At 46.1% G+C, this 25,391-nt stretch carries 25 protein-coding genes and 1 riboswitch; of the genes, 16 read left to right on the top strand and 9 right to left on the bottom strand.

Annotated elements, in window-relative coordinates:
• Window positions 1-171: 171 nt before the first annotated feature.
• The gene (locus OEV42_16765) at window positions 172-387 is read left to right on the top strand and encodes a 5'-nucleotidase C-terminal domain-containing protein (GenBank protein ID MDH3975928.1); all 216 of its coding nucleotides are present in this window, start codon (window positions 172-174) and stop codon (window positions 385-387) included.
• Between the two features lie 91 nt (window positions 388-478).
• Here the strand turns inward: OEV42_16765 and OEV42_16760 are convergent, their stop codons facing one another.
• The gene (locus OEV42_16760) at window positions 479-1,309 is read right to left on the bottom strand and encodes an ion transporter (GenBank protein ID MDH3975927.1); all 831 of its coding nucleotides are present in this window, start codon (window positions 1,307-1,309) and stop codon (window positions 479-481) included.
• Window positions 1,310-1,315: 6 nt separating this feature from the next.
• Window positions 1,316-1,453: a hypothetical protein gene (locus tag OEV42_16755; protein ID MDH3975926.1), complete on the bottom strand. Its 138-nt coding sequence runs from the start codon at window positions 1,451-1,453 to the stop codon at window positions 1,316-1,318.
• A gap of 137 nt (window positions 1,454-1,590) precedes the next feature.
• Here OEV42_16755 and OEV42_16750 point away from each other — a divergent pair, with 137 nt between their 5' ends.
• Both OEV42_16750 and OEV42_16745 read left to right on the top strand, forming a co-directional pair.
• A complete protein-coding gene (locus tag OEV42_16750; protein MDH3975925.1) occupies window positions 1,591-2,868 on the top strand; it encodes a thiolase family protein in 1,278 nt (425 codons plus the stop codon).
• Between the two features lie 96 nt (window positions 2,869-2,964).
• Window positions 2,965-3,792, top strand: coding sequence for a YARHG domain-containing protein (locus OEV42_16745; GenBank protein ID MDH3975924.1), 828 nt, complete (start codon window positions 2,965-2,967; stop codon window positions 3,790-3,792).
• 119 nt (window positions 3,793-3,911) lie between these two features.
• Here the strand turns inward: OEV42_16745 and OEV42_16740 are convergent, their stop codons facing one another.
• Both OEV42_16740 and OEV42_16735 read right to left on the bottom strand, forming a co-directional pair.
• Window positions 3,912-4,844 (bottom strand): CapA family protein, encoded by a 933-nt coding sequence (locus OEV42_16740; protein MDH3975923.1) that lies wholly within the window; start codon window positions 4,842-4,844, stop codon window positions 3,912-3,914.
• Between the two features lie 14 nt (window positions 4,845-4,858).
• Complete coding sequence (locus OEV42_16735; GenBank protein MDH3975922.1) at window positions 4,859-5,707, bottom strand: M15 family metallopeptidase; 849 nt, start codon at window positions 5,705-5,707, stop codon at window positions 4,859-4,861.
• Window positions 5,708-6,421: 714 nt separating this feature from the next.
• A riboswitch (SAM riboswitch) is annotated at window positions 6,422-6,543 on the top strand.
• A 65-nt stretch (window positions 6,544-6,608) separates the two neighbouring features.
• On the opposite strand from OEV42_16735, the gene thrC reads away from it, so the two are divergent.
• From thrC to OEV42_16685, 10 genes are all read left to right on the top strand, one after another.
• Window positions 6,609-7,820 (top strand): threonine synthase, encoded by a 1,212-nt coding sequence (thrC, locus tag OEV42_16730; protein MDH3975921.1) that lies wholly within the window; start codon window positions 6,609-6,611, stop codon window positions 7,818-7,820.
• Between the two features lie 142 nt (window positions 7,821-7,962).
• Window positions 7,963-8,241, top strand: coding sequence for a MoaD/ThiS family protein (locus tag OEV42_16725; GenBank protein ID MDH3975920.1), 279 nt, complete (start codon window positions 7,963-7,965; stop codon window positions 8,239-8,241).
• Window positions 8,242-8,323: 82 nt separating this feature from the next.
• Window positions 8,324-9,250, top strand: coding sequence for a cysteine synthase A (gene cysK, locus OEV42_16720; GenBank protein MDH3975919.1), 927 nt, complete (start codon window positions 8,324-8,326; stop codon window positions 9,248-9,250).
• Window positions 9,251-9,385: 135 nt separating this feature from the next.
• A complete protein-coding gene (locus OEV42_16715) occupies window positions 9,386-10,324 on the top strand; it encodes a cysteine synthase family protein (GenBank protein ID MDH3975918.1) in 939 nt (312 codons plus the stop codon).
• Window positions 10,321-10,743 (top strand): M67 family metallopeptidase, encoded by a 423-nt coding sequence (locus tag OEV42_16710; GenBank protein ID MDH3975917.1) that lies wholly within the window; start codon window positions 10,321-10,323, stop codon window positions 10,741-10,743. Before OEV42_16715 ends, OEV42_16710 begins: the two co-directional genes overlap by 4 nt.
• Window positions 10,744-10,869: 126 nt before the next feature.
• A complete protein-coding gene (gene moeB / locus OEV42_16705; GenBank protein MDH3975916.1) occupies window positions 10,870-11,673 on the top strand; it encodes a molybdopterin-synthase adenylyltransferase MoeB in 804 nt (267 codons plus the stop codon).
• Window positions 11,674-11,693: 20 nt separating this feature from the next.
• Complete coding sequence (locus tag OEV42_16700) at window positions 11,694-12,953, top strand: hypothetical protein (protein MDH3975915.1); 1,260 nt, start codon at window positions 11,694-11,696, stop codon at window positions 12,951-12,953.
• Window positions 12,954-13,029: 76 nt separating this feature from the next.
• Window positions 13,030-14,457: a DASS family sodium-coupled anion symporter gene (locus OEV42_16695; protein ID MDH3975914.1), complete on the top strand. Its 1,428-nt coding sequence runs from the start codon at window positions 13,030-13,032 to the stop codon at window positions 14,455-14,457.
• Between the two features lie 16 nt (window positions 14,458-14,473).
• Window positions 14,474-14,938: a universal stress protein gene (locus tag OEV42_16690; protein ID MDH3975913.1), complete on the top strand. Its 465-nt coding sequence runs from the start codon at window positions 14,474-14,476 to the stop codon at window positions 14,936-14,938.
• Window positions 14,939-14,946: 8 nt separating this feature from the next.
• Entirely contained in the window at window positions 14,947-15,654 is a 708-nt protein-coding gene (locus tag OEV42_16685; GenBank protein ID MDH3975912.1) for a phosphoadenylyl-sulfate reductase, read from the top strand.
• A gap of 77 nt (window positions 15,655-15,731) precedes the next feature.
• Here OEV42_16685 and hydG read toward each other — a convergent pair whose 3' ends face one another.
• From hydG to OEV42_16660, 5 genes are all read right to left on the bottom strand, one after another.
• Window positions 15,732-17,111 (bottom strand): [FeFe] hydrogenase H-cluster radical SAM maturase HydG, encoded by a 1,380-nt coding sequence (gene hydG / locus OEV42_16680; GenBank protein ID MDH3975911.1) that lies wholly within the window; start codon window positions 17,109-17,111, stop codon window positions 15,732-15,734.
• Window positions 17,104-18,405 carry a [FeFe] hydrogenase H-cluster radical SAM maturase HydE gene (hydE, locus tag OEV42_16675; protein MDH3975910.1) on the bottom strand — a complete coding sequence of 434 codons (1,302 nt, stop codon included), beginning with the start codon at window positions 18,403-18,405 and terminating at the stop codon, window positions 17,104-17,106. The genes hydG and hydE overlap by 8 nt, the downstream gene beginning before the upstream one ends.
• Complete coding sequence (gene hypB, locus OEV42_16670) at window positions 18,396-19,073, bottom strand: hydrogenase nickel incorporation protein HypB (GenBank protein MDH3975909.1); 678 nt, start codon at window positions 19,071-19,073, stop codon at window positions 18,396-18,398. Before hypB ends, hydE begins: the two co-directional genes overlap by 10 nt.
• Window positions 19,074-19,418, bottom strand: a complete 345-nt coding sequence (gene hypA, locus OEV42_16665) for a hydrogenase maturation nickel metallochaperone HypA (GenBank protein ID MDH3975908.1) — start codon at window positions 19,416-19,418, stop codon at window positions 19,074-19,076. It lies immediately after the preceding gene.
• Between the two features lie 150 nt (window positions 19,419-19,568).
• Window positions 19,569-20,294, bottom strand: coding sequence for a hypothetical protein (locus OEV42_16660; GenBank protein MDH3975907.1), 726 nt, complete (start codon window positions 20,292-20,294; stop codon window positions 19,569-19,571).
• A 198-nt stretch (window positions 20,295-20,492) separates the two neighbouring features.
• Here OEV42_16660 and OEV42_16655 point away from each other — a divergent pair, with 198 nt between their 5' ends.
• The 3 genes from OEV42_16655 to OEV42_16645 form a co-directional block, all read left to right on the top strand.
• Window positions 20,493-20,750, top strand: a complete 258-nt coding sequence (locus OEV42_16655) for a hypothetical protein (protein MDH3975906.1) — start codon at window positions 20,493-20,495, stop codon at window positions 20,748-20,750.
• A gap of 77 nt (window positions 20,751-20,827) precedes the next feature.
• Entirely contained in the window at window positions 20,828-21,739 is a 912-nt protein-coding gene (locus OEV42_16650) for an aspartyl protease family protein (protein MDH3975905.1), read from the top strand.
• Between the two features lie 245 nt (window positions 21,740-21,984).
• The coding region (locus tag OEV42_16645; protein ID MDH3975904.1) for an SNF2-related protein at window positions 21,985-25,391 on the top strand (3,407 nt) is incomplete at its 3' end.

Raw genomic sequence — 25,391 nt, 5'->3', positions numbered from 1 at the left:
TCCGATCTCTGTATGTTTGACCCTTAAGATTGGCGCTCTGGCAATGATAAGCGATGGTGAACTGGATAATAATGCAACAGGAGAGGACTGGGACATCCTTTCTGATGAGAACTCATATAAATTTGCTAATGTGGGGCTTGTCTTCAGGTTTGGAGAGGGTTATTAAAGCCCATGCTGAAAGGCTGGCCGGCAGACGGTTCATGGCTTATTGACGGTAAACCTCTCAATAAGGAGGCAAACTATAAGGTTGCTATTAGTGGTTTCCTGCTTAGGGACAAGGAAGGGGGGGGCTTTTTTTCAGCTTCAAACAATCCCGTTATTGCTCTTATGGAGGGAATGGAAAAATACGAAATGAGGCAGCTTGTGATTGATTATTTGAAGCATTGATAAAGAGTTTAGTTAGTTTTTATCAGAAGACAACTTGCAGAGATATTTCATATTACCGCCTTTGGAAGTGTCTTTCCACTTCTTATCTTTCTCAAAGCCCGGCCCCGCAAAACTTGCAGTGAATTGCGTCACTGTCATGCCCTTCGAGGCTGCACTCGGGGCATGCCTGTGTCGATATTCTTTGTCTAAAAGTCTGTTGAGATATTTCAGCGGTAACGATACCTGTCGGCACGGCAATGATGGCATAGCCCATGATCATGACAAGAGATGCAATGGCCTGACCCAGGTTTGTACCGGGCGAAATGTCGCCGTAGCCAACGGTGGTCAGCGTGACAATGGCCCAGTAGATGCTTCTCGGAATGCTGGTATATCCATTCTCTTCCCCTTCGACGATATACATGATGGAACCGACAATGACGACGATGGTCATGACGGTAAAGACAAAGACCGTAATTTTGGTCCGGCTTGCCTTTAAAGCGTCCATGAGCAGCCTTGCTTCTCCTATATGGTGAGCCAGTTTCAGTATCCTGAATGTACGGAGTACTCTTAAAACCCGAATAACCATGAGGTAGTGGCCTGACGGGAAAAAAAGACCCACATAGGTAGGGATGACGGCAAGAAGATCAACAATGCCGAAAAAGCTTCTGGCATATCTGAGAGGTTTGCCTACGCAAAGAAGCCTTAAAATATATTCAATGGTAAAGCCGATGGTAAAGATCCATTCTATAACGTAAAGATGAAAGCCGAAAGCTTCTCTTATTGAAGTGACGCTTTCCATCATGACGGCAATGACACTTAGAAGAATGCTGATGATGAGAGCAATATCGAATGCCTTGCCGGCCGGTGTGTCTGCTTCAAATATAATTTCGTGCAGTACCGTTTGCCGGTTTCTTTGTAAGCTGCTTTTGTTAACGTAGGCCATAGCCCTTTACTTTATTACAAGGGACCTCATTTTTGCAACCTTGTTGAAAACTTCAAAAAATGCCCTTCCGGCTATAAATAGATATTTTATTTCCGGCCATTCAAAATGGTTGCATCCCTCAAAGGCCTTTGATACTCTTAACATAATCCGCGCTTCTCACAAGCTTTTTTGCCGCAGCAGCTGTGACTGTGCTGCCCCCGGTCGGGAAGCGCTCTTCGCCTGCTCTTGAATTGATTCGCTGCGAAACCTTGTGAGAAAAAGGGGCCAGAAAGGGATGAAATATGGAAAAGGTTGTTATAGTTGAAGGACTTAGAAGTCCTTATATAAAGGCAGGAACGGACTTTAAGAACCTGTCGGCCATCGATCTCGGCAGCGCTGTTCTTCGGGAATTGCTTGAGAGAACCGGTCTTTCTCCCGACCATATTGATGAAGTCATTATCGGTAATGTTTCTCAACCTGTCGATTCGGCCAATCCTTCAAGAGTGATTGCGCTAAGAGCAGGGCTCCCGAAAGAAATCCCTGCCTATACGGTACAGAGGAACTGCGCTTCCGGCATGCAGGCTATTACCAGCGCCTGCATACAGATTCTTGCCGGTGAGAGTGAAATTGTTCTTGCCGGGGGTGTTGAGTCGATGAGCCAGATTCCTTTCTATTTTACTCCCCGCCTTCAGGACATAATTACCCGCTTCCAGAGAGCCAGGTCTCTGCCGCAGCGGCTGGCTCTTTTGTCGGAGATCAGGGTGGCTCATCTCAAACCGGTTATCGGTGTTATGCTGGGTCTTACCGACCCTGTTTGCGGCAAGAATATGGGGCAAACGGCTGAAATACTGGCCAGGGATTTTGCCATTAACAGGGAGGAACAGGACCGGTTTTCGCTGCTAAGTCACCAACGGGCAGCTGATGCGAGAGAGCGGCTGGCTGATGAGATAATCCCGCTCATGCCGCCGCCAGGCTATAAACCGGTTGCCGCTGATAACGGCATTCGTGAAAGCCAGACCATGGAGGCTTTGGGCAAACTGAAGCCTGTTTTTGACAGGCACTACGGTACGGTAACGGCAGGAAATGCTTCGCAGCTGACGGATGGAGCCGCCATGGTGCTTGTCATGACGGAAAAGCGGGCGAAAGACCTGGGGTACGAACCTCTCGGTTATATCAAAGGCTTTGCCTATGCCGGTCTCGATCCGGCCAGGATGGGCCTGGGCCCTGTCTTTGCCATGGAGAAAGTTTTTGAAAAAACGAAAGTTAAACTGAAAGATATTCAGCTTATGGAAATCAACGAGGCCTTTGCAGCGCAGGTCATTGCCTGTGAACGTGCCTTTGAATCGAAGGATTTTGCCGACAGGCATTTTGGAAAGAAAAGGGCCCTTGGCAAGTTAAATAGAGATATCCTTAATGTTAACGGCGGCGCTATTGCTCTCGGACACCCCGTTGGTTCAACGGGCGCAAGACTTGTTCTTACTCTCCTTAAAGAGATGAAAAGGCGCGACTTAAATCTCGGCCTTGCATCGCTGTGTATTGGTGGTGGACAGGGTGGGGCGATCATACTAGAGCGTGTCTGAGTAAGCCTTTTATCTACTATTCCTTTTTCTTGACAATTATTGCAAGCATGCCAGAGGTGTAAAAACTTTATCTGCAGATAGTCGACGGGAGGTTTTATGAATAGAAATTCTGCTTCATTCTTTTTGGCTGTTACCTTACCCTTTCTTTTTTTAGCGGGTTCAGTAAAAGAGATCTGTGCCGACGAAATACTTGATAATGATAAGGTCCCTTATTATTATAATGCGCTCATTGATGATAGTGACTTGAAAGATAAGTCACTCCGTGAACTCTCCATCATGAGGAATACCATATTTGCCATGGCGGGCAATGTCTTCCACAAAAAATGGCTTCATGACTACTTTAATACTCAGTGGTGGTATGATGCGACGGGCCTGGACCATTCAAAGCTAAGTGATATGGATTATAAAAATGCCAGAAAGATTGCCAAAAGGGAAGCCACTATTCCAAAAGAGGAGCTTCAAAGAAGGTTGGCTATGCTCAGAAAATTTAAAGAGGCGGGAAAGTGGAATTCAAGGTTTGATATTGAACTCGGTTTGTTAATGAGTGCGCTTGGAGAGCCTGTTGACTGGGACCCTTCCGCTGCCAGGCGAAGCCCCCTTGAGGACTATCGACTGCTTGATAAATTGATAAACGTTGAATCAATTAGAAACCTGTCGGGACGGGATCTGAGAATCTTGAGAAATATGATTTTTGCGCGTCATGGAAGGCCCTTTGTGTCGGAAATATTGCAGGAGCATTTTGGCCGTATGTACTGGTACAAGGCGGACCCCAATTATTCGGACAAGAAGCTTACCGATATTGACAGGAAAAATATAAAGATCGTACTCAGTGTGGAAGATGAACATGGTGGGTCCTTGACGGAAGGCCAACATCGTGCAGAAAAGGAGGCCGAAGAACGGCGGCACTGGTACGTTGCCGCCTGATAGGGTTAAAACCCGGGGCGCCCGGTCCGGGCGTCAGGAAAATAGGCATGAAACCTGGACAGGCTCTTCCCTTTTCAAAGGGTGGACCGGGATGGATTGAATAAGCAGGCTCACCTGCGTTAAAAACAGGCTTTTCCCTGCCTGCGATTAATCCCTTTGCTGCCGATTGCCTCAAGCAGGTCTATAATCTCCTCGCTATTTGTTGCCTGTTGAGCAGCCTCTCCATTTAATCCTGCTTCAATTGGAATTGCACAGGCTGATATTTGGGGGGCTTTGTCTTTTTCTCTTTTAATAACAACCTGAAGAATAATCCCTTCCTTTTCTTTTGTGCATTCACAGTTAAATGCCAGATTTCCCAGGCCCCAGGCAATGATGCTTTCGCCTCTTCGCTCTACCGGGCCAATGGCATGGCTGCCGTGAGATGCAACAATATCTGCGCCTGATCGAATGGCAATGTTGGACGCCTCTTTTAATTCTTTTGAAGGTAAATAGCCGGGAGGCCCTGTTACATGGAAGGTGACAATCAGAATGTCTCCTTCTTTCTTTGCTGCTGCCAGTCCGGAAGTCAGGTTACGGGGCCTTCCTTTCGATAGATCATACGTTGCAAAGACAATCCTGAAACCGTTTTTCACCATTGTTTCAGGATTATTAGAGCCGCCGATGGGTAATAGTCCGGCATCCTTCAATGACTTTTCAGTGAATATCCTGCCCGCAACTCCAACATCCTCATCATGGTTGTTTGACACACTGACAACCTTTACATTTGCTTCTTTCAAAAAGAATCCAGAATTTAGAGGGTTGACTATTGTCCATTTCCCATCCTCATATTGGAAACCACTTTCTTTATGAATAGGGCCTTCCAGGTTGACTATGCCTGTTCCACCCAGTTTTTCTGAAATATTTTTAAGAGGATTTTCTTTAGCCTGGCCAAAATGAACATCTCCGCCCAGCCAGAGTTCCGTCTGCTGCGGTGAGTTGGCTTGAGCAAAAGAGATTGATGAGTGTGCAAGTATGTTTAATGAGATGAAAAGAGGGATTAAGAATCTCTTCAAGGAAAAGGGACGCATCATTTAACTCGGGAAGCATCTATGAAAAGTTCAGGCCTGTACTCAAAGTGCATGGTATCGTAGTGATACCATCTTCCTCCCCATATAAAGCCGTGCTTTTCGAATATGCTGATGATTTCGAGAGGAATTCCGTTCTTATAGGGATACTTTCCGCTTTTGTCCGGTTTTGTCCAGTACCAGTAGTGGGAGAGCTTAACGTTAATATCGATGGAAATACCGAAACTGTGCGTGCTTATCCGATTCGTTCCGGCAATATTTCGCCAGTTATAGGTGCCGGAAATGTGAGTAACGTATTTTTTAAAGCCGTCGGGAAGGCGGTCCAGGTCATCTGATACTTTTTTAAGCGCCAAATGGGCATTGTTGACTTTGCTGAAGCGGACTTTACGTTTTACCGATTTTGGCATCCATTCAATGGTAACAAGATTCTTTTCCACTGCTTTCTTACTATTGCCATACATTTTTTTAAAAAGGGGTTCGTAACGAAACCTGCCGGGATCAAAGTTTTCTGCCGGTGCAGTATCTATTGCCCCACCTGCCGGATATTTCAATGACAACTGGTCTTCAAGGTCGGCATCACGGAGAAGCTCTTCGAAGGTTTTCCCCTTTTTTCCGTCATCGAAAGGCATTTTGGTTCCGTCTTTCCAGATAATATAGTTACCATCAGTATTCGATATATGGTTGGGGTAGGCGGTAATGAGGTCATTAATGTCGGGAGAAAACTCTTTTGCATAGATATCAGTCAGTTGAAACAGCAGTCCTGCGGCAAAAACTGAAAGAATGATGAGAGCGTTGTTGATTATTTTCCTTTTATGGCGCATGGCTGTGAATCCTGTTTTTTGTTGACTCATTTAATCCTGGAAAGGGCGCTTTGACCCAGCAATGTCCCGTTAGAAAATTGCAGTTGATTGTCATTTCGAATGCTCGAACAAAGTGACAAGCGCCCTTGGGGTAAAATGAGAAATCCTTGTCTCGAATGTAATGAGAGATCTTAAAGATTTCTCCTCGCACCGAGTCGAAATGACAACTTTATGGCGTATTTACCTTAAAGTTAATCATTGCAAATTCCTGCCCGGGCACTACTGACTTTGACCATGATCTCTAGGTTAATCGCAGAAGGAGGAAGAAGTCAATTGATTAGTCATGGCCTTGACATTGTTTCTGGTCATGATAAACTTGCCTGAACGTTTAACATAAGAGCATTAATAGGAGAAAAAAGATGATAGGTGAGATTGCTTTTTCCCGATTCTCAAAAGTCTGTTACCGGGGCATAGTGATAAAAACTCTTATTTAGTGTCCATCCAGAAACTATAATAAATCAAACTATGTTTTCAATTCGGAAAGGAGGGATTTTTTGCAAGGTCAAGGAAATCAAGGGTTTCGCCGAGTCGTACTGCTGTACGTCGCACAAGCAAATCTGAAGATTGACGCAGAGATTGCGAAAAAGCACCCTTGACCGATGAAAACTATTTAATATCTTTGTTGATTTATACCTTCTTCCAACTCCCTGAAAATCTTTAAAAAAAGCGTTGACATAAAGTCTACTAAAATAGTAAAGTATAAAAATCTTATCGAGAGTGGCGGAGGGGCAGGCCCTGTGAAGCCACGGCAACCGGCCCGGATGGAGGTCCGGCGTGTCAGGTGCCAATTCCTGCAGGAGTTGTATCGTATTCCTGGAAGATGAGAAGCAGCGCATTTATGCCCCTTCTTATACCGATTTAGAAGGGGTTTTTGTTTTTATAAGGAACGTTTATGACTTATATCAAAGGTCTAAAGTGCAAAGAGTGCGGTCAGCAATACGGCTTGGATATACAGTATATTTGTGAAGAATGTTTCGGCCCTGTCGAAGTCGATATTGATGTTGAAAGCGCCGCTAAGGATGATGTCTCATGGGATGAGCTGGCAGACCTTTTAATCCCGGCGCCGAAAGGTTCTTTTTCATATAAATCGTCCAGGCCGCTTAAAAAGGCTGAACGCCTGGGCAGGCGCATCGGGATAAATCATCTTTACCTGAAAGATGAAGGAGGGACCTATCCCTCGCTCTCCTTTAAGGACAGGGTTGTGGCGACGGCCCTTTCCAGGGCAGTCGATGAAGGGATTGAAGTTATTGCCTGCGCATCGACGGGTAATCTTGCCAATGCCCTTGCCGCCCATGCCTCTAATGCAGGGATCAAAAGTGTTGTTTTTGTTCCAGAGGGGATTGATTACGGGAAAATTGGCCCTGCTATTACCTGTGGCGCCCTTGTTTTTGAAGTGCGGGGTAACTATGATGCAGCCAACAGGCTTTGCAGTGAGGTTCATGAAGCGCTGGGCTGGCCTGTCGTTAATGGCAGTTTAAAGCCTTATTATCTGGAGGGCGCCAAAGGCATTGCCTATGAGATCCTTCGGTTTTTTAAAGATGGCCCGCAGATTTCAATCGTCTCTCCTGTCGGTGGCGGCGGTCTTTTAATGACCTTATGGAAGGGTATTAAAGAGTTGCAATCATTGGGCCTTGTCAGCGGGGACCTTCCCCTTTTATACGCTATCCAGGCTGACGGTTGTGCGCCTGTTATTAATGCGGTTAAATCGGGCAGTGATGAAATCAGGCCCGTCAAGCCTGATACGGCTATCGGGGCGATTGCCATCGGTGATCCGCCTGATGGTTATTATGCGCTCAAGGCCATAAAAGAAAGTGGCGGCAGCGGAGAGAGCGCCGGTGATGAAGAGGCATTCCCTATGGTTCGTTTGCTGGCGGAAGAAGAGGGCATTATTACGGGCCCAACAGGAGGCGCGGCGCTGGCTGCCGCATCAAAACTGGTTGGAGATAAAACCATAAATGATGGCAGGCCGGTTGTTGTTCTCCTGCCGGATAGGGGGCCTTCAGGTGCTCTTATTGATGAAAAAGTGAAGAAGGAAAGGCTTATCAAGGTCAATGCCGATCTGACCTCATTTATGGAAGTCTGGAAACAGGTTTCGGAGAATTAAGAGTTTTTACCACCCCCGGCCCCTCCTAAAATAGGAGGGGTTGAACAAATGATCCTCACCTTGATAAGGAGGGGTAGAGGGTGGTTGTATGAAAATAGAAATATATAAAAAATTAAAAACAATATAAGAGGAGGACGTAAAAATGGGAGTAAGTGTAAGAATTCCTACACCACTCAGAAAGCTGACGGAAGGAAAAAGTGAAGTTGAAGCCAATGGAGGAAATGTTGGCGAGATTATCGACAATCTGGAAAGCAGCTACCCCGGTCTTAAGGAAAAGCTCTGCGAAGAAAATGGTTCTGTGCGAAAGTTTCTCAATATTTATCTGAATGATGAAGATATCAGGTTCATGGACAGCCTTGCTACGGAAGTGAGAGAAGGCGATACGCTGGCTCTTATTCCTGCTATTGCCGGCGGTAAATAAGAAGCGGGCCTGTTCCTTTGAAGGAAGGATAATTTAGCTGTCGAATAATTTCTTTAATCAAAAAGGGGAGGAAGCTAAGGTTATGGGAAAAATATACGAAGATATAACAAAAACCATCGGGAATACACCTCTTGTAAAGCTCAACAGGGTAACGAAGAATTGCAAGGCCCAGGTCGTTGCCAAAGTGGAATCTTTCAATCCGCTGTCGAGTGTTAAAGACAGGATCGGCGCCGCTATGATAGAGGCGGCTGAAAAGGAAGGTCTCATCAGGAAAGGGACGACGATTATCGAACCGACATCGGGCAATACGGGAATCGCCCTTGCTTTTGTGGCTGCTGCCAAAGGTTACAAACTGATTCTTACCATGCCTGAAACGATGAGTGTAGAAAGAAGAAAACTTTTAAAACTTCTTGGCGCCGAACTGGTTTTAACGGCCGGCGCTGAAGGTATGAAGGGAGCTATTAACAAGGCGGTGGAACTTGCTCAGGGAATAGAAAACGCTTTTATTCCACAACAGTTTAAAAATGCTGCCAATCCTGAAATTCACCGTAAGACAACGGCTGAGGAGATTTGGAACGATACTGACGGCAAGATCGATATTTTTGTCGGCGGCATCGGAACGGGCGGCACCATTACAGGGGTAGGAGAGGTCATTAAGGAGAGGAAAGCCGATGTGAAGGTGGTTGCTGTAGAGCCTGTCGATTCGGCTATTCTTTCCGGTGGTCAACCGGGACCTCACAAGATTCAGGGGATAGGCGCCGGTTTTGTGCCCGATGTTCTTAATACCGATGTTTACGATGAAGTGGCAAAGGTTAGCAATGATGAAGCTTTTGAGATGGCAAGAAAAGTAGCCAAAGAAGAGGGGATTCTCTGCGGCATTTCTTCCGGCGCTGCCGTTGCTGCTGCTATAAACATAGCCGAAAGGCCTGAAAATAAAGGAAAGCTTCTTGTTGTTGTTCTCCCCGATACGGGAGAGAGATACCTGAGCACTGCGCTCATGGAGGAGTAGCTTTTTTTAATGCAGGTTTTGCATACAACCCCTCCCCGGTACGGGCCCTATGGCCAGGCTCCCCTTTGGTAAAGGGGAGTTGTGGTGGGAAAATTAATATTTATGACTAACCCGGAGGCAACCGGTAAATTGAATATGCTCAAAGAAAAAAAGAAAGACGGCGTATCTGCAAACAGCGCTCTTGACCTTATCGGGAATACGCCTTTAGTTAAAATAAGAAATATTACCTCACACCTTCCCGAGAAGGTTGAAATCTATGCCAAACTCGAGTCATTTAATCCCGGCGGTTCTGTTAAAGACCGGCCGGCGCTGAGGATGATCGAAGAGGCGGAAGAGTCAGGTCTCCTTGGGAAGGACAAGATCATCCTCGATTCGACTTCCGGCAATACGGGAATTGCCTATGCCATGATAGGGGCAATCAAAGGCTATCGGGTGACGCTTGTTATGCCTGCCAACGTGAGTGACGAAAGAAAAAAAATGGTTGCCGCCTTTGGCGCCCATGTCGTTTACTCAGACCCTCTCGAAGGTTCTGACGGGGCCATTGTTTTATCAAAGGAACTGCTGGAAAAGGAACCATCAAAGTACTTCAAGCCGGATCAGTACAATAATGAGGCCAATGTAAGAGCCCATATTCATGGTACTTCAGAGGAGATTATTGCCCAGACGGAAGGAAGGGTGACCCACTTTGCGGCCACTATCGGCACAGGGGGGACTATTATGGGCAATTGCCGGGGACTTAAGGCTTACAACAGCAATATTGTCGTCAAGGCCCTTGAGCCTGAGAGCCCATTTCATGGAATAGAAGGACTTAAGCATATGGAAAGCTCCATTGTTCCCGGTATTTACAAGGAAGAAGAGCTTGACGGCAAGCTTCCCATTCCCACGGAGCCCTCCTATGAAATGGCAAACAGACTGGCCAGAGAAGAGGGGCTCTTTGTGGGGCAATCATCGGGAGCTGCCATGATAGGCGCTCTTGAAATGGCAAAGGAGATTGAAGAGGGAGTCATCGTTACGCTCTTCCCCGATGGGGGGGACAAATATCTTTCCACTGCGCTTTGGAGGGATATTGTATGATCAAACTTAATAAAGAACATATGGAAGTTATCGAAGCCCATGGCTGTGAGGGCTATCCCCATGAAGTTTGCGGCATTATAATGGGCCATTTTGATGAGGGGACTCACGTTGCGACGGAGGTAAGGCGGGCCGCTAACCTGAACAATGAAAGAGCTCATGACAGGTATGAAATGGATCCTAAAGACCTGCTCAAAGCCGAGAGGGAAGGGCGGGAAAGGGGCGTCGAAATTATCGGTTATTACCACTCTCATCCCGACCATCCCGACAGGCCCTCCGAATTTGACCGTCAACGGGCATGGCCCGGCTATTCTTACCTCATTGCATCGGTCATGGGAGGCAAGGAGGTGACAGCCAGATCATGGCTGCTTAATGAAGAGACATCGACATTCGATGAAGAAGAGATAGAGATTTTGTCATAAGTAGTTATTTTTACAGAAGTTAATCCCCCCTTTAGCAAAGGGGGGTGTGGGGGGATTTGGACGTATGGGCAAGAGAGAATTCCCCTTTTTCATAGGGGGAGATATGAATATTAAGGAGAATTATTAATGAACTTTACTGAAGAACAGATTGAAAGATATTCGAGGCATATCATCCTTCCCGAAGTAGGTGGCGCCGGACAGCAGAAACTCCTCGATGCAAAAGTCTTCTGCCTTGGCGCAGGGGGGCTCGGTTCTCCGGCACTCATGTACCTTGCCGCTGCCGGTGTGGGTACTCTTGGTGTGGCCGATGGTGACGTTGTTGATATGAGCAACCTGCAAAGGCAGATCATCCACAATACGGAGCGGGTCAATGTTCCCAAGGTGGAATCGGCAAGACGGACCATCGAGCAGATGAATCCCGATGTGAGGGTCAATATTTACAACAAGATGCTTGACGTGGACAACATCAGGGAAATCATCAGGGATTATGACATTATCCTCGATGGAAGCGATAATTTCCCCACGCGATTTCTCATGAACGACGCCTGTTACTTTGAAAAAAAGACGCTTATTTCAGGAAGTATGTTCCGTTTTGACGGACAGGTTACGACCTTCAAGAGTCAGGATGGTTATCCCTGTTATCGCTGTCTCTACCCCGAGCCGCCGCCGGCAGGCATGGTGCCCAGTTGCCAGGAGGCCGGTGTCCTTGGCGCGCTTCCCGGCGTGGTCGGTGTGTTACAGGCCACTGAGGCGATTAAGGAAATTCTCGGTATAGGAGATTCGCTGGCCGGTTATCTCGTGATTTATGACGCTCTTTCCATGACCTTCAGAAAAGTAAAGGTCAGAAAAGATGAAGAATGCCCCCTTTGCAGTGACAAGGCGACGGTAAAAGAACTCAAAATGTATGAGCAGAGGGTTTGTGAAATATAGGGACTGATTAAAGGCGCTCAATGACAAAGAAAAAAGAAGCACAGGCGGGGAGAAAGAGTTGCCCCTTTAATCCCGGTTATCTCAAGCTTCTCCTCGCTTCTCATGGAATGAGGGTAGAAGAGCGTATTGCCGGTGAGATAGAACAGACGCTTAAAACGAGGAGAGGCGTTTCCGGCGGCGTTGAGCTTATTTTACCGGGGGACGTATGGGTAAATGTCCCCACAGAGGAGGAGTTTGCTCACGCTTCTCCGCTTTGTCTTACAAAAGAGGGAGAGAGGTTCTTTCTTACCGGTTATGGCGACAGGCTGGAAGTTTCCCTCCTTCCCCAACCTGATTTTTATGAGAAGGTTACCAGCCGGGGAACGCCCTATTACCAGATAGCCGTTCTTCATGGAGGGGAAGTTCATATTACACCAACGAGTCGATGCAGTTTTTTTGAACTTAATGCCAACTGTGTTTTCTGCCATGAAAGAGAGAAGTTTCTTCCCATTGCCAGGGAATTTATCACCGTTGAAGAAGTGGTGGAGATTGTTGAGGCGGCATTTGAAGATAACCTGGCTGATTCGGTAGAACTTAATATCGGTTATTATGACAGTGAAGACAGGGGCATTTTGCACCTTGAGCCTTATATTAAGGCCATAAAAAGAAATTTTGATACCCTTGTTTCCGTTGATGTTCAGCCCCCTGCCGCGAGCAGATGGATAGACCGGACTTATGCCATGGGCGCTGACAAGATCAGCTATCATATGGAGATTTTTAATAAGGAAATATTCAAAAAACTCTGCCCCGGCAAAGAGAAGGAGATCGGCTGGGAGCGTTTTGCAGAAGCCCTGAACTATGCAGCCGGTATATTTCCAAGCGGTACGGTTTCATCTAATCTTATTGTCGGTCTCGAACCGGCCGAGTCTACCATACAGGGCATCGATTATCTTACAACCATGGGAATCATGCCCATTCTTCCCATATTCAGGCCCCTCAAAGGGACGCCCCTTCATGATACGCCCGTGCCTGAAGTGGATGATATGGCTCCCATATTCGGTCATTTATACAATGCCGTTAAAAAGAGCAAAATGAATATGTCCTGGTCGAAAAGTGTAAGTACCCATCTTACCCCCCTTGAATCGAGGTTTTTTGCAGGGGAGGACGCCAGGCTGCAGGTTGTTATGCAGAATATCTACAAAACAAAGGTGGGAGGCAAAGCTGTGAGAGGCTATACAGGACTTCGCAGACGGCTTAAGGTAAAAGAAGTGGAAGATTCTTTTGAGTCATCGGGTTTGTAGCCGCCTCTTTTTGCTCTACATAAAACGCTTTGTCCCTATGGGACACATAAAATTTAACGGGACTATCTGAATTCAAATGAATGTTTCCATAGACAGGCGTCCCCTCTGGGCAATTCTCCTGGTGAGAAGTTTCAGGTATCTCGCCCTTGGCGCCTTTTTCGGCATAACTTATCTTGTTGCCCATATGACGCCTCCTGAAGGCCTCAGCCAGGAGGGACTTCGTTCTGCCGCTGTTTTCGGGCTCTCCCTCGTCTTATGGGTTACCCATCTTCTTCCTCTTGCCATAACAGGCCTTCTGGCTATCGTTCTTATTGCCGTCATGGAGGTTCTTCCCGCAAAAGATGCCTATGCCCTTTTTGGCAATGAGGCCATATTTTTTATTCTCGGTGCGCTTATACTGGCATCGGCAGTGCTAAAAACGGGGCTCAGCAGCAGGCTTGCCCTGATGGTTCTTACCCTTTTTGGTTCCAGCCCGGCCTATCTGCTTTTTGGAATTTTTATTACATCGGCGCTGCTTTCTTTCTGGATGCCCGAACATGCCGTAGCAGCCATGATGTTTCCCATTGTTATCGAAATTGCAAGAGGACTGGAACTAAGGCCTTTAAAAAGCAGCTATGGCAAGGCCCTTTTTATAGCCCTTGCCTGGGGAGCGATTATCGGAGGGGTGGCAACCTTTCTGGGGGGTGCCAGAAATCCGCTGGCCATTGCCATTTTAAAGGAGACGACAGGCAAGTCCATCGGTTTTTTTGAATGGATGCTGGCCGTTGTTCCCATTGTGCTTATTCTCCTTGTTGTTGCTTTCACTATTATTACCTTTTTCTGCCGCATAGAGACGGAGAGTTTTGACAGGGCAAGAGAGCTTATTTCGGAGAAAAAGATCAAGCTCGGCCGGGCCACACTGGAAGAGTGGATGACAGGCTTTATTATGGCTTCCACCATTATTCTCTGGATGTTCTTCAGTCATACCCTTGGCCTTGCCAATATTGCCATTCTTTCCGTCGTATCTCTTTTTGTCTTTAAACTGGTTACATGGAAAGATGTGGAAGCCTATGTTAACTGGGGAATCATTCTCATGTACGGCGGGGCTATCTGTCTCGGTTCGGCCATTACAAAAAGCGGGGCCGCTCTCTGGGCGGGAAATATTATTGTCGGTTCCTGGGCATCGACACCTGCCGCAGTTATTATTATATTTGCCGTGCTCGCCATATTCCTGACGGAAGGTGTGAGCAATACGGCCATTGTTGCTATCCTGCTTCCACTTGGCATCAGCATGTCAGACAGCTATAATATTGATCCAACGCTTGTTACTTATAGTGTTGCCGTACCGGCAGGGCTTGCCTTTATGCTGCCTATGGGAACGCCGCCTACGGCGATTGCTTTATCTTCGGGCTACGTCAGGGTGCGTGACCTTCTTTTGCAGGGGATCATCCTCAAGGTTATGGCGCTTTTTGTTTTTATCGTAATGACAAGATATTACTGGCCCCTCATTGGAATAAAATTATAATGCGAGGTAAAGGAAATTGAAAAATATCCTTCTTGTGCTTTCTACAACGAGGCAATCACCTAAAACGATTGATGCGGCCTTTGAAAAGGCGAGGCTGGAAAAGAAGGGCCTTACGGCGCTTTTTGTTCTTGATTCGGAAATGCCTGAAAGTATCTTTGATAAACTGACCGATATCGGCTTTACCGGTGAAAAACCGTCACAGCAGCTGCATGATTCCATCCTGACCGAATACCGGGTGAGAGGCGACAGAAAACTGAAGGAACTTGAAGAAAAGGCCCTTGCTATGAAGGTTCCCTTTAAAACAATTATAAGAGAGGGTGATTTTATCAGTGAATGCCTTGATGTCATCGCCGAGGAGGAGTTGGAGGTGGTTATTATTACAAGAAAAAAGCGCTCAACACTGTCCCGCTTTATTTTTGGTTCCGCCCTGGCTGAAATAAGCAGTAAAGCCGATTGTGAAATGCTTATTATTGATGAATAGTGTTGAATATGTTTAATCTTGATGAGATAAACAGGACCTATGAAGCGCTTCCCCCTGAGGAAATTTTAAAATGGGCCATTGAGCGGGAGTTCAGGGAGGAGGTGGCGCTCTCCTCTTCTTTCGGTATCGGGAGCGCTGTTTTGCTCCATATGATTTCCCGCATTGATCCCGGACTGAAGGTCATCTTTGTCAATACGGGCTGTCACTTTAAGGAAACCCTGCAATACAGGGAACAGTTAGTTTCTCTTCTCAAATTAACAAATGTTGTTGAGTATGCTCCCGCTGAAAAAGACCTGGACCTTTTCGATCCCGACAGGAATCTTTACGAAAAACACCATGATCTTTGCTGTGCCATTCGGAAGGTGGAGCCTATTAAACGCTCCCTGAAAGGTCTCAAGGCATGGATTAGCGGTATTATGCGTTCCCAGGCCAGGACAAGAAGAGATGCCCATATGGTTGAAGCCTATGAAGGGGGGCTTTTTAAAATCAATCCCCTTATTAATTGGACTTCCAGGGATTCTTTTTATTACATGGAAGAGAATAATCTTCCCCATCACCCCCTTTTCGAGAAGGGTTATCCCAGTGTTGGCTGTGAGCCCTGCACCTTTTTACCCACTAATAAAAATGATGAACGTTCAGGACGCTGGAAGGGTGTTTCCAAGACGGAATGCGGTCTTCATACCTTTATGGAAAAGAAGCCTTTAAAGGAGTCATAGGCCTTTGTGGGACTTAGGAAATTGCAGCGAGAAAAAGCCCTTTTTCCCGGTAGATTTGCCCTAAGCCCGACAGGCTCCTAGAAATAGATATCCCTCTCTCCACCCCTTATCCTTTCAATCCTTTCTTCCGTCATTTTCCGGGTTGTCCTGTTTTTTATTTCACCCAGTTCTTTACTGATCATTTTAATACCCAGTTTTTTACTTTCCGGTGATGCATGGTCTTCAAGGTATTCCATGAGGGTGAGAATACTGTTGGGACCGCAGAACTGCTGGATATCTCCCGGTTTTGCAAGGTCCATGAAGGTTTCGCCTGTCCTGTTTTTTCGATAACAGGCGGTGCAAAAGCTGGGAGTGTAGCCCTGCTCCATAATGCTGACGGCGATTTCGTCGAGTGATCTCACATCGGAAAGTTTAAACTGCTCTACATCTTTGCCGTTACCTTTGCCAAAAGCGCCGGGAGAGGTCTTTGATGCGGCGCTTGTCTGCGTAATTCCGATACGGAAAGCCATCTCCCTTATTTCCGGTTTTTCGCGGGTTGTGATGATCATGCCTGTATAGGGTACGGCGATTCTTAATATTGCGATCAGTTTGAGAAAATCGTCATCGCTGACAGGGCAGGGGGCCTCCATCGTGACAGATGCAGCCGGTCTGAACCTGGGGATGGAGATCGTATGAGGGCCTACACCAAACTTGTCCTGCAGATAGCCCGTATGGGCAAGCAGCGCCAGAACTTCGAAAGGCCAGTCATAGAGGCCGAAAAGAACACCGAGGCCCACATCGTCAATGCCCGCTTCAAAGGCCCTGTCCATGGCATAGAGTTGCCTTAAATAATCACTCTTGGGCCCTTTGGGGTGGAGCGAATGATAGGTTTTCCGGTGATAGGTCTCCTGAAAGAGCTGGTATGTGCCGATGCCGCATTCCCTGATTAATTTATAGTTTTCTACTGTTGTCGCCGCCACGTTAATATTGGCCCGTCTGATTTCTCCTCTTTCCCCTTTTACCGAATATACCTGCCTGATCGTATCGACAATATAATCGATAGGGTTATTTTGCGGATCTTCTCCGAATTCAAGGAGGAGACGTTTGTGCCCCATGTGGATGAGGTGGCTTACCTGTTCTTTTACTTCCGGGAGTGTTAATTTTTTTCGCGGCCCATCGTTACGGGCATGAAAGCCGCAATAGTGGCAGTCATTAATACAAAAATTGCTAAGGTAAAGAGGAGCGAAAAAGACGAGTCTATCGCCGTAGATGGCGTTTTTAATATAAGAGGCGCTTTGAAAGAGCTTTTCCTTTAATTCCGGTTTGTCAATGGCAATCAGTTTTGCCGTTTCCTCAAGGGAGAGGCCTTTGAGCGCTTTTCCTTTTTCAAGAATGCTTTCAATTTCGGTAACTGATGGGTTTTTTCCCTCTTTTAAAAGGTTTTTCAGCTTTTCTTCATCGATAAATGTTTTAACCATTTCCCTGCTCCTCGAAGGCTTCAAACATCTTTTGTTCAAGCATTTTGTAACTCAGTTCTTCCTTGTAGAGGCCGTATTTTTCCCACATCTCTTCCCTGCCGTGAAATTTGTTGGGATAAATCCTGTAGTCACCCCGATACTTGTCCGGTGTCAGGTTAAACATGAGTGAGTTGGCGCCCGAACTTAGTCCCATTCGCCTTCCTTCTTCCGACTCAATCGTTTCAAGGGCCGTTGTTACGGGGATTTTGGCCTTTGGCATTAAGAGCCTGGAAATGGCCGTTACTTTCAGCGTCATTTTTGAATCCCCCGGCGGGCTGGCGGCAAGCGGCGTCCCTTCACCGGGAACGAAGGGGCCTATGCTGACCATCTTAACGCCGTACTCCTTCATGGTTAAAATGTCATTGGCTATATCTTCCACTGTTTGTCCTGGAAGGCCGATAAGAAAACCTGAAGCAATATAATATCCCATTGCTTTCATGGCTTTTAAATGGCCGAGTCTTTCATGGAGTGACTGGCCGGGATGAAGGGCGTTATAAATCTTTTTATTGGACGTTTCAAAGCGGAAAAGAACACCGCTGGCGCCGGCTTTTTTCAGTTTTTTGTAACTCCCGGTCCCCCTCTCCCCGACGCTGATAAAAATGAAGACCTTACATCGGGCCTTTATTTTTTTAATAATATGAGCAAGCATGTCGTCAGTATAATAAAAGTCATCGCCTGATTGCAGGACAATGAGCTTATAACCCTTATTGTTAACGGCATGAAGAACGGAAGCTATGATCTCTTCAGCACTCATCCTGTATCTCGGCACGTCTTTCGAACTTCTCCTCAATCCGCAGTAATGGCATTCCCTGACGCAGTGATTGGAAAACTCCACAATACCGTGGATGCAGAAGAAATCCTTCAGTCCGGCCTGCCTTATGGTGTTTGCTTCAGCAAAGAGGGCCTCCATTTCGAGGGGGTCCTCTGTTTCAAGGAGCCTGATTATTTCATCTTTTCTTAATTCCCCTGTAGAGGCCTTGCCGATTATGCGCAAAAACTCCTCATCAAGGCTTGAAATATCGATATAAAGGCTTGGCTCCAGCAATTCCAGAATTTCTTTTGCATCTTCCTCGCTCACTTTCTGTACGGCTGCATCAAAGGCGTAGAGCACCCAGTCTCCTACCTCGATGTGGGGTAGCATAATTGCGATCAGTTCCTTTTCACCTTTTGAGTCCTTAACGACAATCTGCCTGATGGGTTTGTCAGGAGAGGCATCTTTTATTGCAATGACTTTGGCCGGAATAGTTAGACACATAAGGCCCTGCTTTTCTTGCCGTTTTTTTCATTCCTCATTGCATCAAGCCAGGCATCGATACCGGCGCCACTGGTGCAGGAGGTTTCAATAATGTTTAGATGGGGATTAATTTTGAGGGCATTGGCCTTTGCTTTTTCCATGTTAAAATCGGTATAGCCGAGGAGGTCCGTTTTATTAATCAGAAGATATTGTGACGAATGAAACATAGAGGGATATTTGAGCGGCTTATCATCACCTTCAGTGACGCTCATAAGGGCTACTTTCATGTCTTCACCGAGGTCATATTCAGCGGGGCAAACCATGTTTCCCACATTTTCAATAATAAGAAAATCGATGTCTCCCTGTTCAAAAAGCCAGGGAAGGGTATGTTGTACCATATGGGCGTCGAGGTGGCAGCTCCTGCCTGTATTTATCTGGCGCAGGGGGATGTTGAACTTCATAAGACGCTGCAAATCGAGGTCTGCCTGAATGTCACCTTCGATGACGGCAATCTTCATCTGGTCCTGAAGCCCTTCAACGGTTTTTTCTACAATAGAAGTTTTGCCCGAACCGGGAGAACTGATAAGGTTTATCGTAAAAATTCCCCGTTCTTTAAGCTGGTCTTTGTTGTTTTCGGCAAAGGCAATATTTTTGGCAAGAACTTTTTCATTTAAAATAACATCGTGCATTTAATCAACCTCCATACTTACTATATCCAGTTCCTGCCCTGAAATGATATTATCTGCTTTGATGCCGCAGTCTGGGCAGGGAGACATAAAATAATTGTCCATCCTGAAATCTCTCTTGCATGCCCCGCATCTGCCCATAAGCGGAACCTCTTCAACTTCCAGCGCCGCTCCTTCAAGGGCTGTTCCCCTTGTGCATGCCTCAAAGCAAAACTTAAGGGAATCGGGCTCAACAGCTGTCAACTCTCCGATCTTGATTTTCAGGGTATTGAGTCTCGTTGCGCCATTTTTTACCATTTCATTTTTTATAATTTCAATGATGTTTACACTGATAGACATTTCGTGCATTCACTGCGCTCCCTGTAAAAGTTATAGTTATATTTATTACAGATACGGGAAGGTTTTGCAAGGAAGCAGATGAGATGAATAAATAAATTATTAAATCTATTTCGATTGTGAAGCCGGGAAGAAGGGAGTGAGCGTTGCTTTCACTCCTTATTATCTCCCTCCCGGGTTATAGATGGTGGAAGCCGAAGAACTGATCTTCTCGTAAACAATAAAAATGGACGCCACCATGACTGATATGAGCATGTATTTGAGGGGAGTCACCATTAAAAGGTGAAAAAAAGAGTCCGCTTTTATTCCTTCATTATTGGCAATCTTATGTCCTGTTTCCCAATAGGGAGAAATGAAAATTACGAAAAAAGTAAGAAAAGTAAGTATTACTCCCTTGATTGCTGTATTGTATTTTCTCAAAGGGCCGAAAAGTATGATTCCTGCAAAAGCGGCTGCAAAAAGAAGGTCTGTCGTCATTGACATGTGGCCTTTGCCGATGTGGAGAAAGAAGGGAATGCTAAAGGCAATGGATAAAAATATGCCTGCCTTGTTTTTCCATGCTTCTTTTCTAATCCTGTTTTCGTAGAGGTTCTGCATTGTGTCTTCCTGGCGTATCCTGGCGGCCAGGTAAGGGTCCTTACGGGCATAATTTCTCAATTCCCTATCCGTTTCAATCCTTATTTTTTGATTGCTTTTTTTAAAACGGCGCTTTTCATTGGCCTTTTCCCTGTCGGAGGGGACAGTTGTTCTGTTTAGTTCATAAGTCCTCAACATGGCGGCTTGAGAATGAGGTTCTTTTTTACTATGGCGCTTAAAGTCAGCTTCAATCTCTTCTCTTGTCATGATGCCGCTTCTTGTGGGGATTCTGCCCTTCCTGTCTTTGCCCATAACAACGTGCCCTTTCTAAACTCTGAATTGGTGACCATATGAATCCAGTCCGGAATTATAGCAAAAAATGTGCTAAATGAAACAAAAAAACAGAGGGTGGTCAAAGTATGCCGCGTTCCTGATGAATTATCTCCTTTGACACATTTTGCATACAGATGCTAAGATAAATGGCAGTAAATAAAAGAAAGGAATCGGATCATGTCGGAAATTGCATTTGCTTTTCAGATAGGCGGCAAGATAATCAATCCAGAAGAGGTGGAAGATGAGGCCCTTCTTGAAGAAATAAATTATGTGGTCGGCGCCATTCTCGATCAGATGGGTGATCTTGTCTGTCCTGAACATAAGGAGGCGCCGCGCTTTCTTTGTACAGGCGATAATTTTGATGATATTTCTGTCGAGACGCATGCCTGTTGCGACGAACTCATTAAAGAGGTTAAAAAACGGATGAATGTCTGATTGCTTTTCTGTGATCGATTTTATTTTCAGAACAGGCAGTGAGACAAAAAAAGGTTTTTGCAGAGGGGGATTAAGTAATGATCAAAAAAAACAGGTTACACTTAACTATTTTTTTCACCATGTCACTTCTTTTCACTTTTGTTGTCTTTGCTCTGGCAGGAGAAACCTACAAATGGCGCGATGACAAGGGTGTCCTCCATTTTACCGATAATATTTATAATGTTCCGGCCAAATACAGGTCTCAGGCAGAGGAAAAAACTTATGGCGATGTACAGCGATACGGTGGCAGTGACGAAGTTAACTCATTACCGTCGACAACTGTAAAGGAGAAAAGACCGGGAAAGAAACAAAAAGAGATAAGGGTTTCCTACATAGCCCATGAAGGAAGCGCCAGCCGCATCATTATTCCCGTTAGATTTAACGGGTCCGTCACAGCCAACATGCTCCTTGATACAGGCGCGCCGGGTATGGTTATTTCTCCGGCGCTTGCAGACAGGATAGGTCTTTTCGACAGTGATGATGGTAAGCTGATTCATCAGGCGGGGGGAATAGGGGGGCGCGTTCCCGCCATCCTGACTATTGTCGATAAGGTTAGTGTTAACGGTGCGACGACAAAGTTTATGCCCACAACCATTACCCAAATTTCAGGCGCTTATGAAGGCCTGGTTGGTATGGACTTTATGGCCAATTACGATCTTAGGGTAGATAGCTTAAACAGAACAATTGTTTTCACGGAACTGCCGCCGAGTGCCGGTAGACCGGCAGGCAGAAGTGAACACTGGTGGCGCTCCAAGTACCGTACCTTTGCAGGGTTAAAAAATGCCTGGGAAAATTATTATAAAAGACTTGATAATATAAGTCCCGGCACCACTACGCTGGAAAGAATCAAAAAAATTGCTCTCAGGCAGGCAAAAGAGTCGGAAAAGCTTTATAAACGACTTGAAAGATATGCCACACAAAATGCCGTACCCAGGCGATGGAGGCAATAAGTATTTTTTTATCTGCAAGGTTCACGGCGAATTATTAAGGAAAATTCCCCAGGCCCTATAATATAAGCGCTTACAGGGCCGTTTTCGGTACGTTCCATAATGTAACCAAACCACTGGCCTCAGGGGTCTCAGGAGGCTCTCATCAATGCACAATGTAGACTTTGGGACGCAATTTGTGCTATAAATTGTAACTTTTTTAGTCTTAACAATAACTACAATAGTTACTTTTTCCTTATCCTGAAAAAATGCAAAACAGCCGGATTATCAAAGCCCTTGAATCACTTCCTCCTGGCGATGTCTACCTGCTCGGTTCCAAGGCCTATGTATTAAGGGGCTTTGAATATTACAGGAATTCACGTGTCGATACCTTTGAATGGGCAAGGGAACATGAGGTCCTTTATGTTCGTATCCTGGGGACCCGGCGCTACACCATTTCAATCAGCATGAAGGGCGACTCGCTTAAGTATTACTGCACTTGTCCCGCCTGGAGTCCCGGTCAAAATTGCAAACATGTGGTCTGCGCCGTTATTACCATCAAAAACCTGGTCAATGAAAGCCATTTCAGGGAAGAGCGTGTCCTTCGTTCCTATCGTCAGCTCCTAAAAAATGCCCTCTTTAATTCCGGTATAAAGGAAAAGGCCCCAGGAGAGGGCCGGAATCGAAATCTGAATCGAAATAAGGAGCCAAATAAGGAGCGAAAAGAGGTCTTGCTTCCGGGCTATTCCATCGTTATTGAAAGAGAGAATGATCCCGCAGCTATAATTGCTTCAGTATGGAAAGATGATATAGAGGTAAAGAGGGTATCAGGCAGCCTTCCTGAAGAGTTGAGGCCCTTTGTTTTCTCCGCCCATGGTGATTTTTACTATCGCTACCAGTGGAGAAGTTATCTCGAAACCTACCTCAGAGAATATGATAACCTTCATCCTCTCTTTGTGATAATTGATGGTGAAAAAATACCTGTTAAATGGGATGAAGAACTTCATTTAAAGAGCAAAACACTGCTTGACATTTCGGGAGAGGCGCTTAGTGTATCAGCGCTCTACCTTGAAGGGGACAGCCCCTGCAGCCGGGTATACCGCTTAAATAATATCATTGTTGTCGATCTTGAGACAGGGCGGATGGGCCATATTAAAGAGGGAGATGGCCTGCGAATCCATCAAAAAATGATTTCCATGCTCAATGACTATGGCAGTGTCAATGAGGAAGGGAGTTTAATCCTTTCTGCGGAGCATCTTGATTATTTGCAGCTTTCCCTCGATGGTGAGATCAAATCATGGCTGGACCATATGGTTTTCAGGGTAAATGGTGAGGAAATAAGCCCCGAGAAGGGAGCCTATTCCTGTCGCATGACCATTGATACGGGAGATGAACTTGAGGGAGAAACAGGGCGGCTCTCTCTTCTGGCCCTCTGTGACTATGGCGGAGACCTTTATGGTGCAACGGAATCGTTTTTTAATTTCATTCCCTACATTGAAAAGGGTTACGATCTGTCGCAAGTGATGAGGGCAAAAAAGAGAAAAAAGACGATCATTGATACCTTCATAAAGTCTTTTTCCATTAGAAAAAAAGGGGAATTCAATAAGCTCGTCAAGGAAGCTCTCTCCAATGGTGATTACAGGAAACGGGCCGTAAGGTCCGAAGCAAAGCATTGCCTTGGCGGCGCTTATAATAATCTCACAAGACCGTCATCACGTCTTCATTTCAGGGAAGGGAAGTGGACCTTTTTTGAAAACGACCTGGAGAAGGAGTCTTTTCTCTACAGCATTCCCTATGATGTTTTCGGCGTCGGCGTCTTTAGCGACATGCCAAGCCATTATGAGCTGAGGCTCCCTTCGGAGGAACTCTACATGGCCTTTCACCTGCTTAGCGAAAAATTGAGTGAAAAGGGTATCCCTCTTTATTTTAACAAAAATCCCGTCAGGAATGCCCACTGGGATTTTGTCTTTAATGCCCTGCGTAAGCCCCATATCGACTGGTTTGACGTCAGTCCGGAAATTAATTTTGAAGGTGCTCCTATTGATGATGCGGCATTGCAGAAGGCCCTTAGCCGGAATGGAGTGCTTACCCATGGAGATGAGGTTCTGGTCCTTGATTCGAATACACGAAAAATTCTTTCAATATTGAACAGGATGGGCCGCAGCTCCCGGAAAAAAGAGAAAAAGAAAGAGATCGTTCGTGTGCCCAGACTTCAGATCCTTGACTGGGTAGAACTGAGAAAAGAGGGTGTCGAAATCAGGCTTTCCGCTGATGATGAAAAGATGATTGAGCGTCTTTGCGCCTTTGAAAAGATAGAAAAGTACCCCCTTCCGGAGAAGATGAAGGCAAAGGCGAGGCACTATCAGAAGGAGGGCTATTACTGGCTCGCTTTCCTTTACGAACATCGTTTCGGCGCCTGCCTTGCCGATGATATGGGCCTTGGAAAGACATTGCAGGCCATTATGCTTCTGGCGGCAATAAAGGAAAAGACCCTTAATGTTCGAAGCGGCAGCGGTTTGGCCCCCCACCTTATCGTCGTTCCTCCGTCTCTCCTTTTTAACTGGCAGAGTGAGTTGGAAAAATTTTATGCTCCCCTTAAGGTTTTTATTTATCAGGGTGTTGCGAGACAAGCTGACTTTGAGGGTTATGACATAGTGCTGACTACCTATGGTCTCGTCAGGCGGGATATTGACAAACTTGAGAAAATGCCTTTTCATGTCATCATTTTTGATGAGGCGCAGGCTATCAAAAATATCCATGCGGCGACAACGGGAGCGGTGAGGCGGCTTAAGGGGGAGTTCAAGCTGGTCATTACGGGAACGCCTCTTGAAAACCACCTGGGCGAGTATTACTCCATTCTCGATCTCGCCCTGCCGGAGTTGCTTGGCGATTATGATGATTTTAAAAAGTATATGAAGTCTAATAATCCAGTGGATATGGAGATGCTCGTCAAAAGAACGCGCCCCTTCCTTATGAGGCGCACAAAGGAGAAGGTGTTGAAGGAGCTTCCCGCCAAGATGGAAAATGACGTCTATCTTGAACTGACAGAGAACCAGAAGATTTTTTATCGCAAAACGGTGGAACTGATCCGTTCAGATATTGATGACGCCTACAGGAAAAAAACGTCGGCACAGGCCCGCATTATCGCCCTTACGGCCCTTCTCAAGCTGAGGCAGATCTGCCTGACACCGAGCCTGCTCGACCCGTCTATCAGCGACAAGGCGCCCAAGATGGATTTCCTCTGCATGAAGGTCCGTGAACTCCTCGATGAAGGGCACAGCGCCCTCGTTTTTTCCCAGTTTACCTCTTTTCTCGATATCCTGGAAAAAGAGTTTGTAAGGGAGCATATCCCCTTCTCGCGGCTCGATGGTTCCACTCCCACTATGAAGCGAAAAAAACTGGTAGAAGGCTTTCAATCTGCCCGTGAGCCCTCGGTCTTTCTTTTAAGCCTAAAGGCAGGCGGTCAGGGGCTTAACCTGACAAAAGCCTCTTACGTTTTTCATCTCGATCCCTGGTGGAACCCGGCCGTAGAAAATCAGGCCTCAGACAGGGCGCACAGGCTGGGACAGCAGAAGAAGGTCACTATAACGAGGATACTCATGCACCACACAATTGAAGAGAAGATGATGGAGCTCAAAAAAAAGAAGCTCGCTCTCTTTAAGGCCATTATGGACGA

This window comes from Deltaproteobacteria bacterium, assembly GCA_029860075.1.
GTDB lineage: Bacteria > Desulfobacterota > JADFVX01 > JADFVX01 > JADFVX01 > JAOUBX01.
The sequence above is the reverse complement of the archived record's forward strand: the minus strand, read 5'-3'. Positions and strand labels throughout refer to the sequence as shown.

What these genes read in the sequence shown, in the direction of transcription:
- OEV42_16750 (MDH3975925.1), top strand. Translation starts at nt 1,591, where the DNA reads ATGGAAAAGGTTGTTATAGTTGAAGGACTTAGAAGTCCTTATATAAAG.
- OEV42_16695 (MDH3975914.1), top strand. Translation starts at nt 13,030, where the DNA reads ATGAATGTTTCCATAGACAGGCGTCCCCTCTGGGCAATTCTCCTGGTG.
- cysK (MDH3975919.1), top strand. Translation starts at nt 8,324, where the DNA reads ATGGGAAAAATATACGAAGATATAACAAAAACCATCGGGAATACACCT.
- thrC (MDH3975921.1), top strand. Translation starts at nt 6,609, where the DNA reads ATGACTTATATCAAAGGTCTAAAGTGCAAAGAGTGCGGTCAGCAATAC.
- hydG (MDH3975911.1), bottom strand. Translation starts at nt 17,111, where the DNA reads ATGGTTAAAACATTTATCGATGAAGAAAAGCTGAAAAACCTTTTAAAA.
- OEV42_16735 (MDH3975922.1), bottom strand. Translation starts at nt 5,707, where the DNA reads ATGAGTCAACAAAAAACAGGATTCACAGCCATGCGCCATAAAAGGAAA.
- hypB (MDH3975909.1), bottom strand. Translation starts at nt 19,073, where the DNA reads ATGCACGATGTTATTTTAAATGAAAAAGTTCTTGCCAAAAATATTGCC.
- OEV42_16655 (MDH3975906.1), top strand. Translation starts at nt 20,493, where the DNA reads ATGTCGGAAATTGCATTTGCTTTTCAGATAGGCGGCAAGATAATCAAT.
- OEV42_16650 (MDH3975905.1), top strand. Translation starts at nt 20,828, where the DNA reads ATGATCAAAAAAAACAGGTTACACTTAACTATTTTTTTCACCATGTCA.
- hypA (MDH3975908.1), bottom strand. Translation starts at nt 19,418, where the DNA reads ATGCACGAAATGTCTATCAGTGTAAACATCATTGAAATTATAAAAAAT.
- OEV42_16685 (MDH3975912.1), top strand. Translation starts at nt 14,947, where the DNA reads ATGTTTAATCTTGATGAGATAAACAGGACCTATGAAGCGCTTCCCCCT.
- OEV42_16760 (MDH3975927.1), bottom strand. Translation starts at nt 1,309, where the DNA reads ATGGCCTACGTTAACAAAAGCAGCTTACAAAGAAACCGGCAAACGGTA.
- moeB (MDH3975916.1), top strand. Translation starts at nt 10,870, where the DNA reads ATGAACTTTACTGAAGAACAGATTGAAAGATATTCGAGGCATATCATC.
- OEV42_16765 (MDH3975928.1), top strand. Translation starts at nt 172, where the DNA reads ATGCTGAAAGGCTGGCCGGCAGACGGTTCATGGCTTATTGACGGTAAA.
- OEV42_16725 (MDH3975920.1), top strand. Translation starts at nt 7,963, where the DNA reads ATGGGAGTAAGTGTAAGAATTCCTACACCACTCAGAAAGCTGACGGAA.
- OEV42_16755 (MDH3975926.1), bottom strand. Translation starts at nt 1,453, where the DNA reads ATGTTAAGAGTATCAAAGGCCTTTGAGGGATGCAACCATTTTGAATGG.
- OEV42_16715 (MDH3975918.1), top strand. Translation starts at nt 9,386, where the DNA reads ATGCTCAAAGAAAAAAAGAAAGACGGCGTATCTGCAAACAGCGCTCTT.
- OEV42_16700 (MDH3975915.1), top strand. Translation starts at nt 11,694, where the DNA reads ATGACAAAGAAAAAAGAAGCACAGGCGGGGAGAAAGAGTTGCCCCTTT.
- OEV42_16745 (MDH3975924.1), top strand. Translation starts at nt 2,965, where the DNA reads ATGAATAGAAATTCTGCTTCATTCTTTTTGGCTGTTACCTTACCCTTT.
- OEV42_16660 (MDH3975907.1), bottom strand. Translation starts at nt 20,294, where the DNA reads ATGGGCAAAGACAGGAAGGGCAGAATCCCCACAAGAAGCGGCATCATG.
- OEV42_16710 (MDH3975917.1), top strand. Translation starts at nt 10,321, where the DNA reads ATGATCAAACTTAATAAAGAACATATGGAAGTTATCGAAGCCCATGGC.
- hydE (MDH3975910.1), bottom strand. Translation starts at nt 18,405, where the DNA reads ATGTGTCTAACTATTCCGGCCAAAGTCATTGCAATAAAAGATGCCTCT.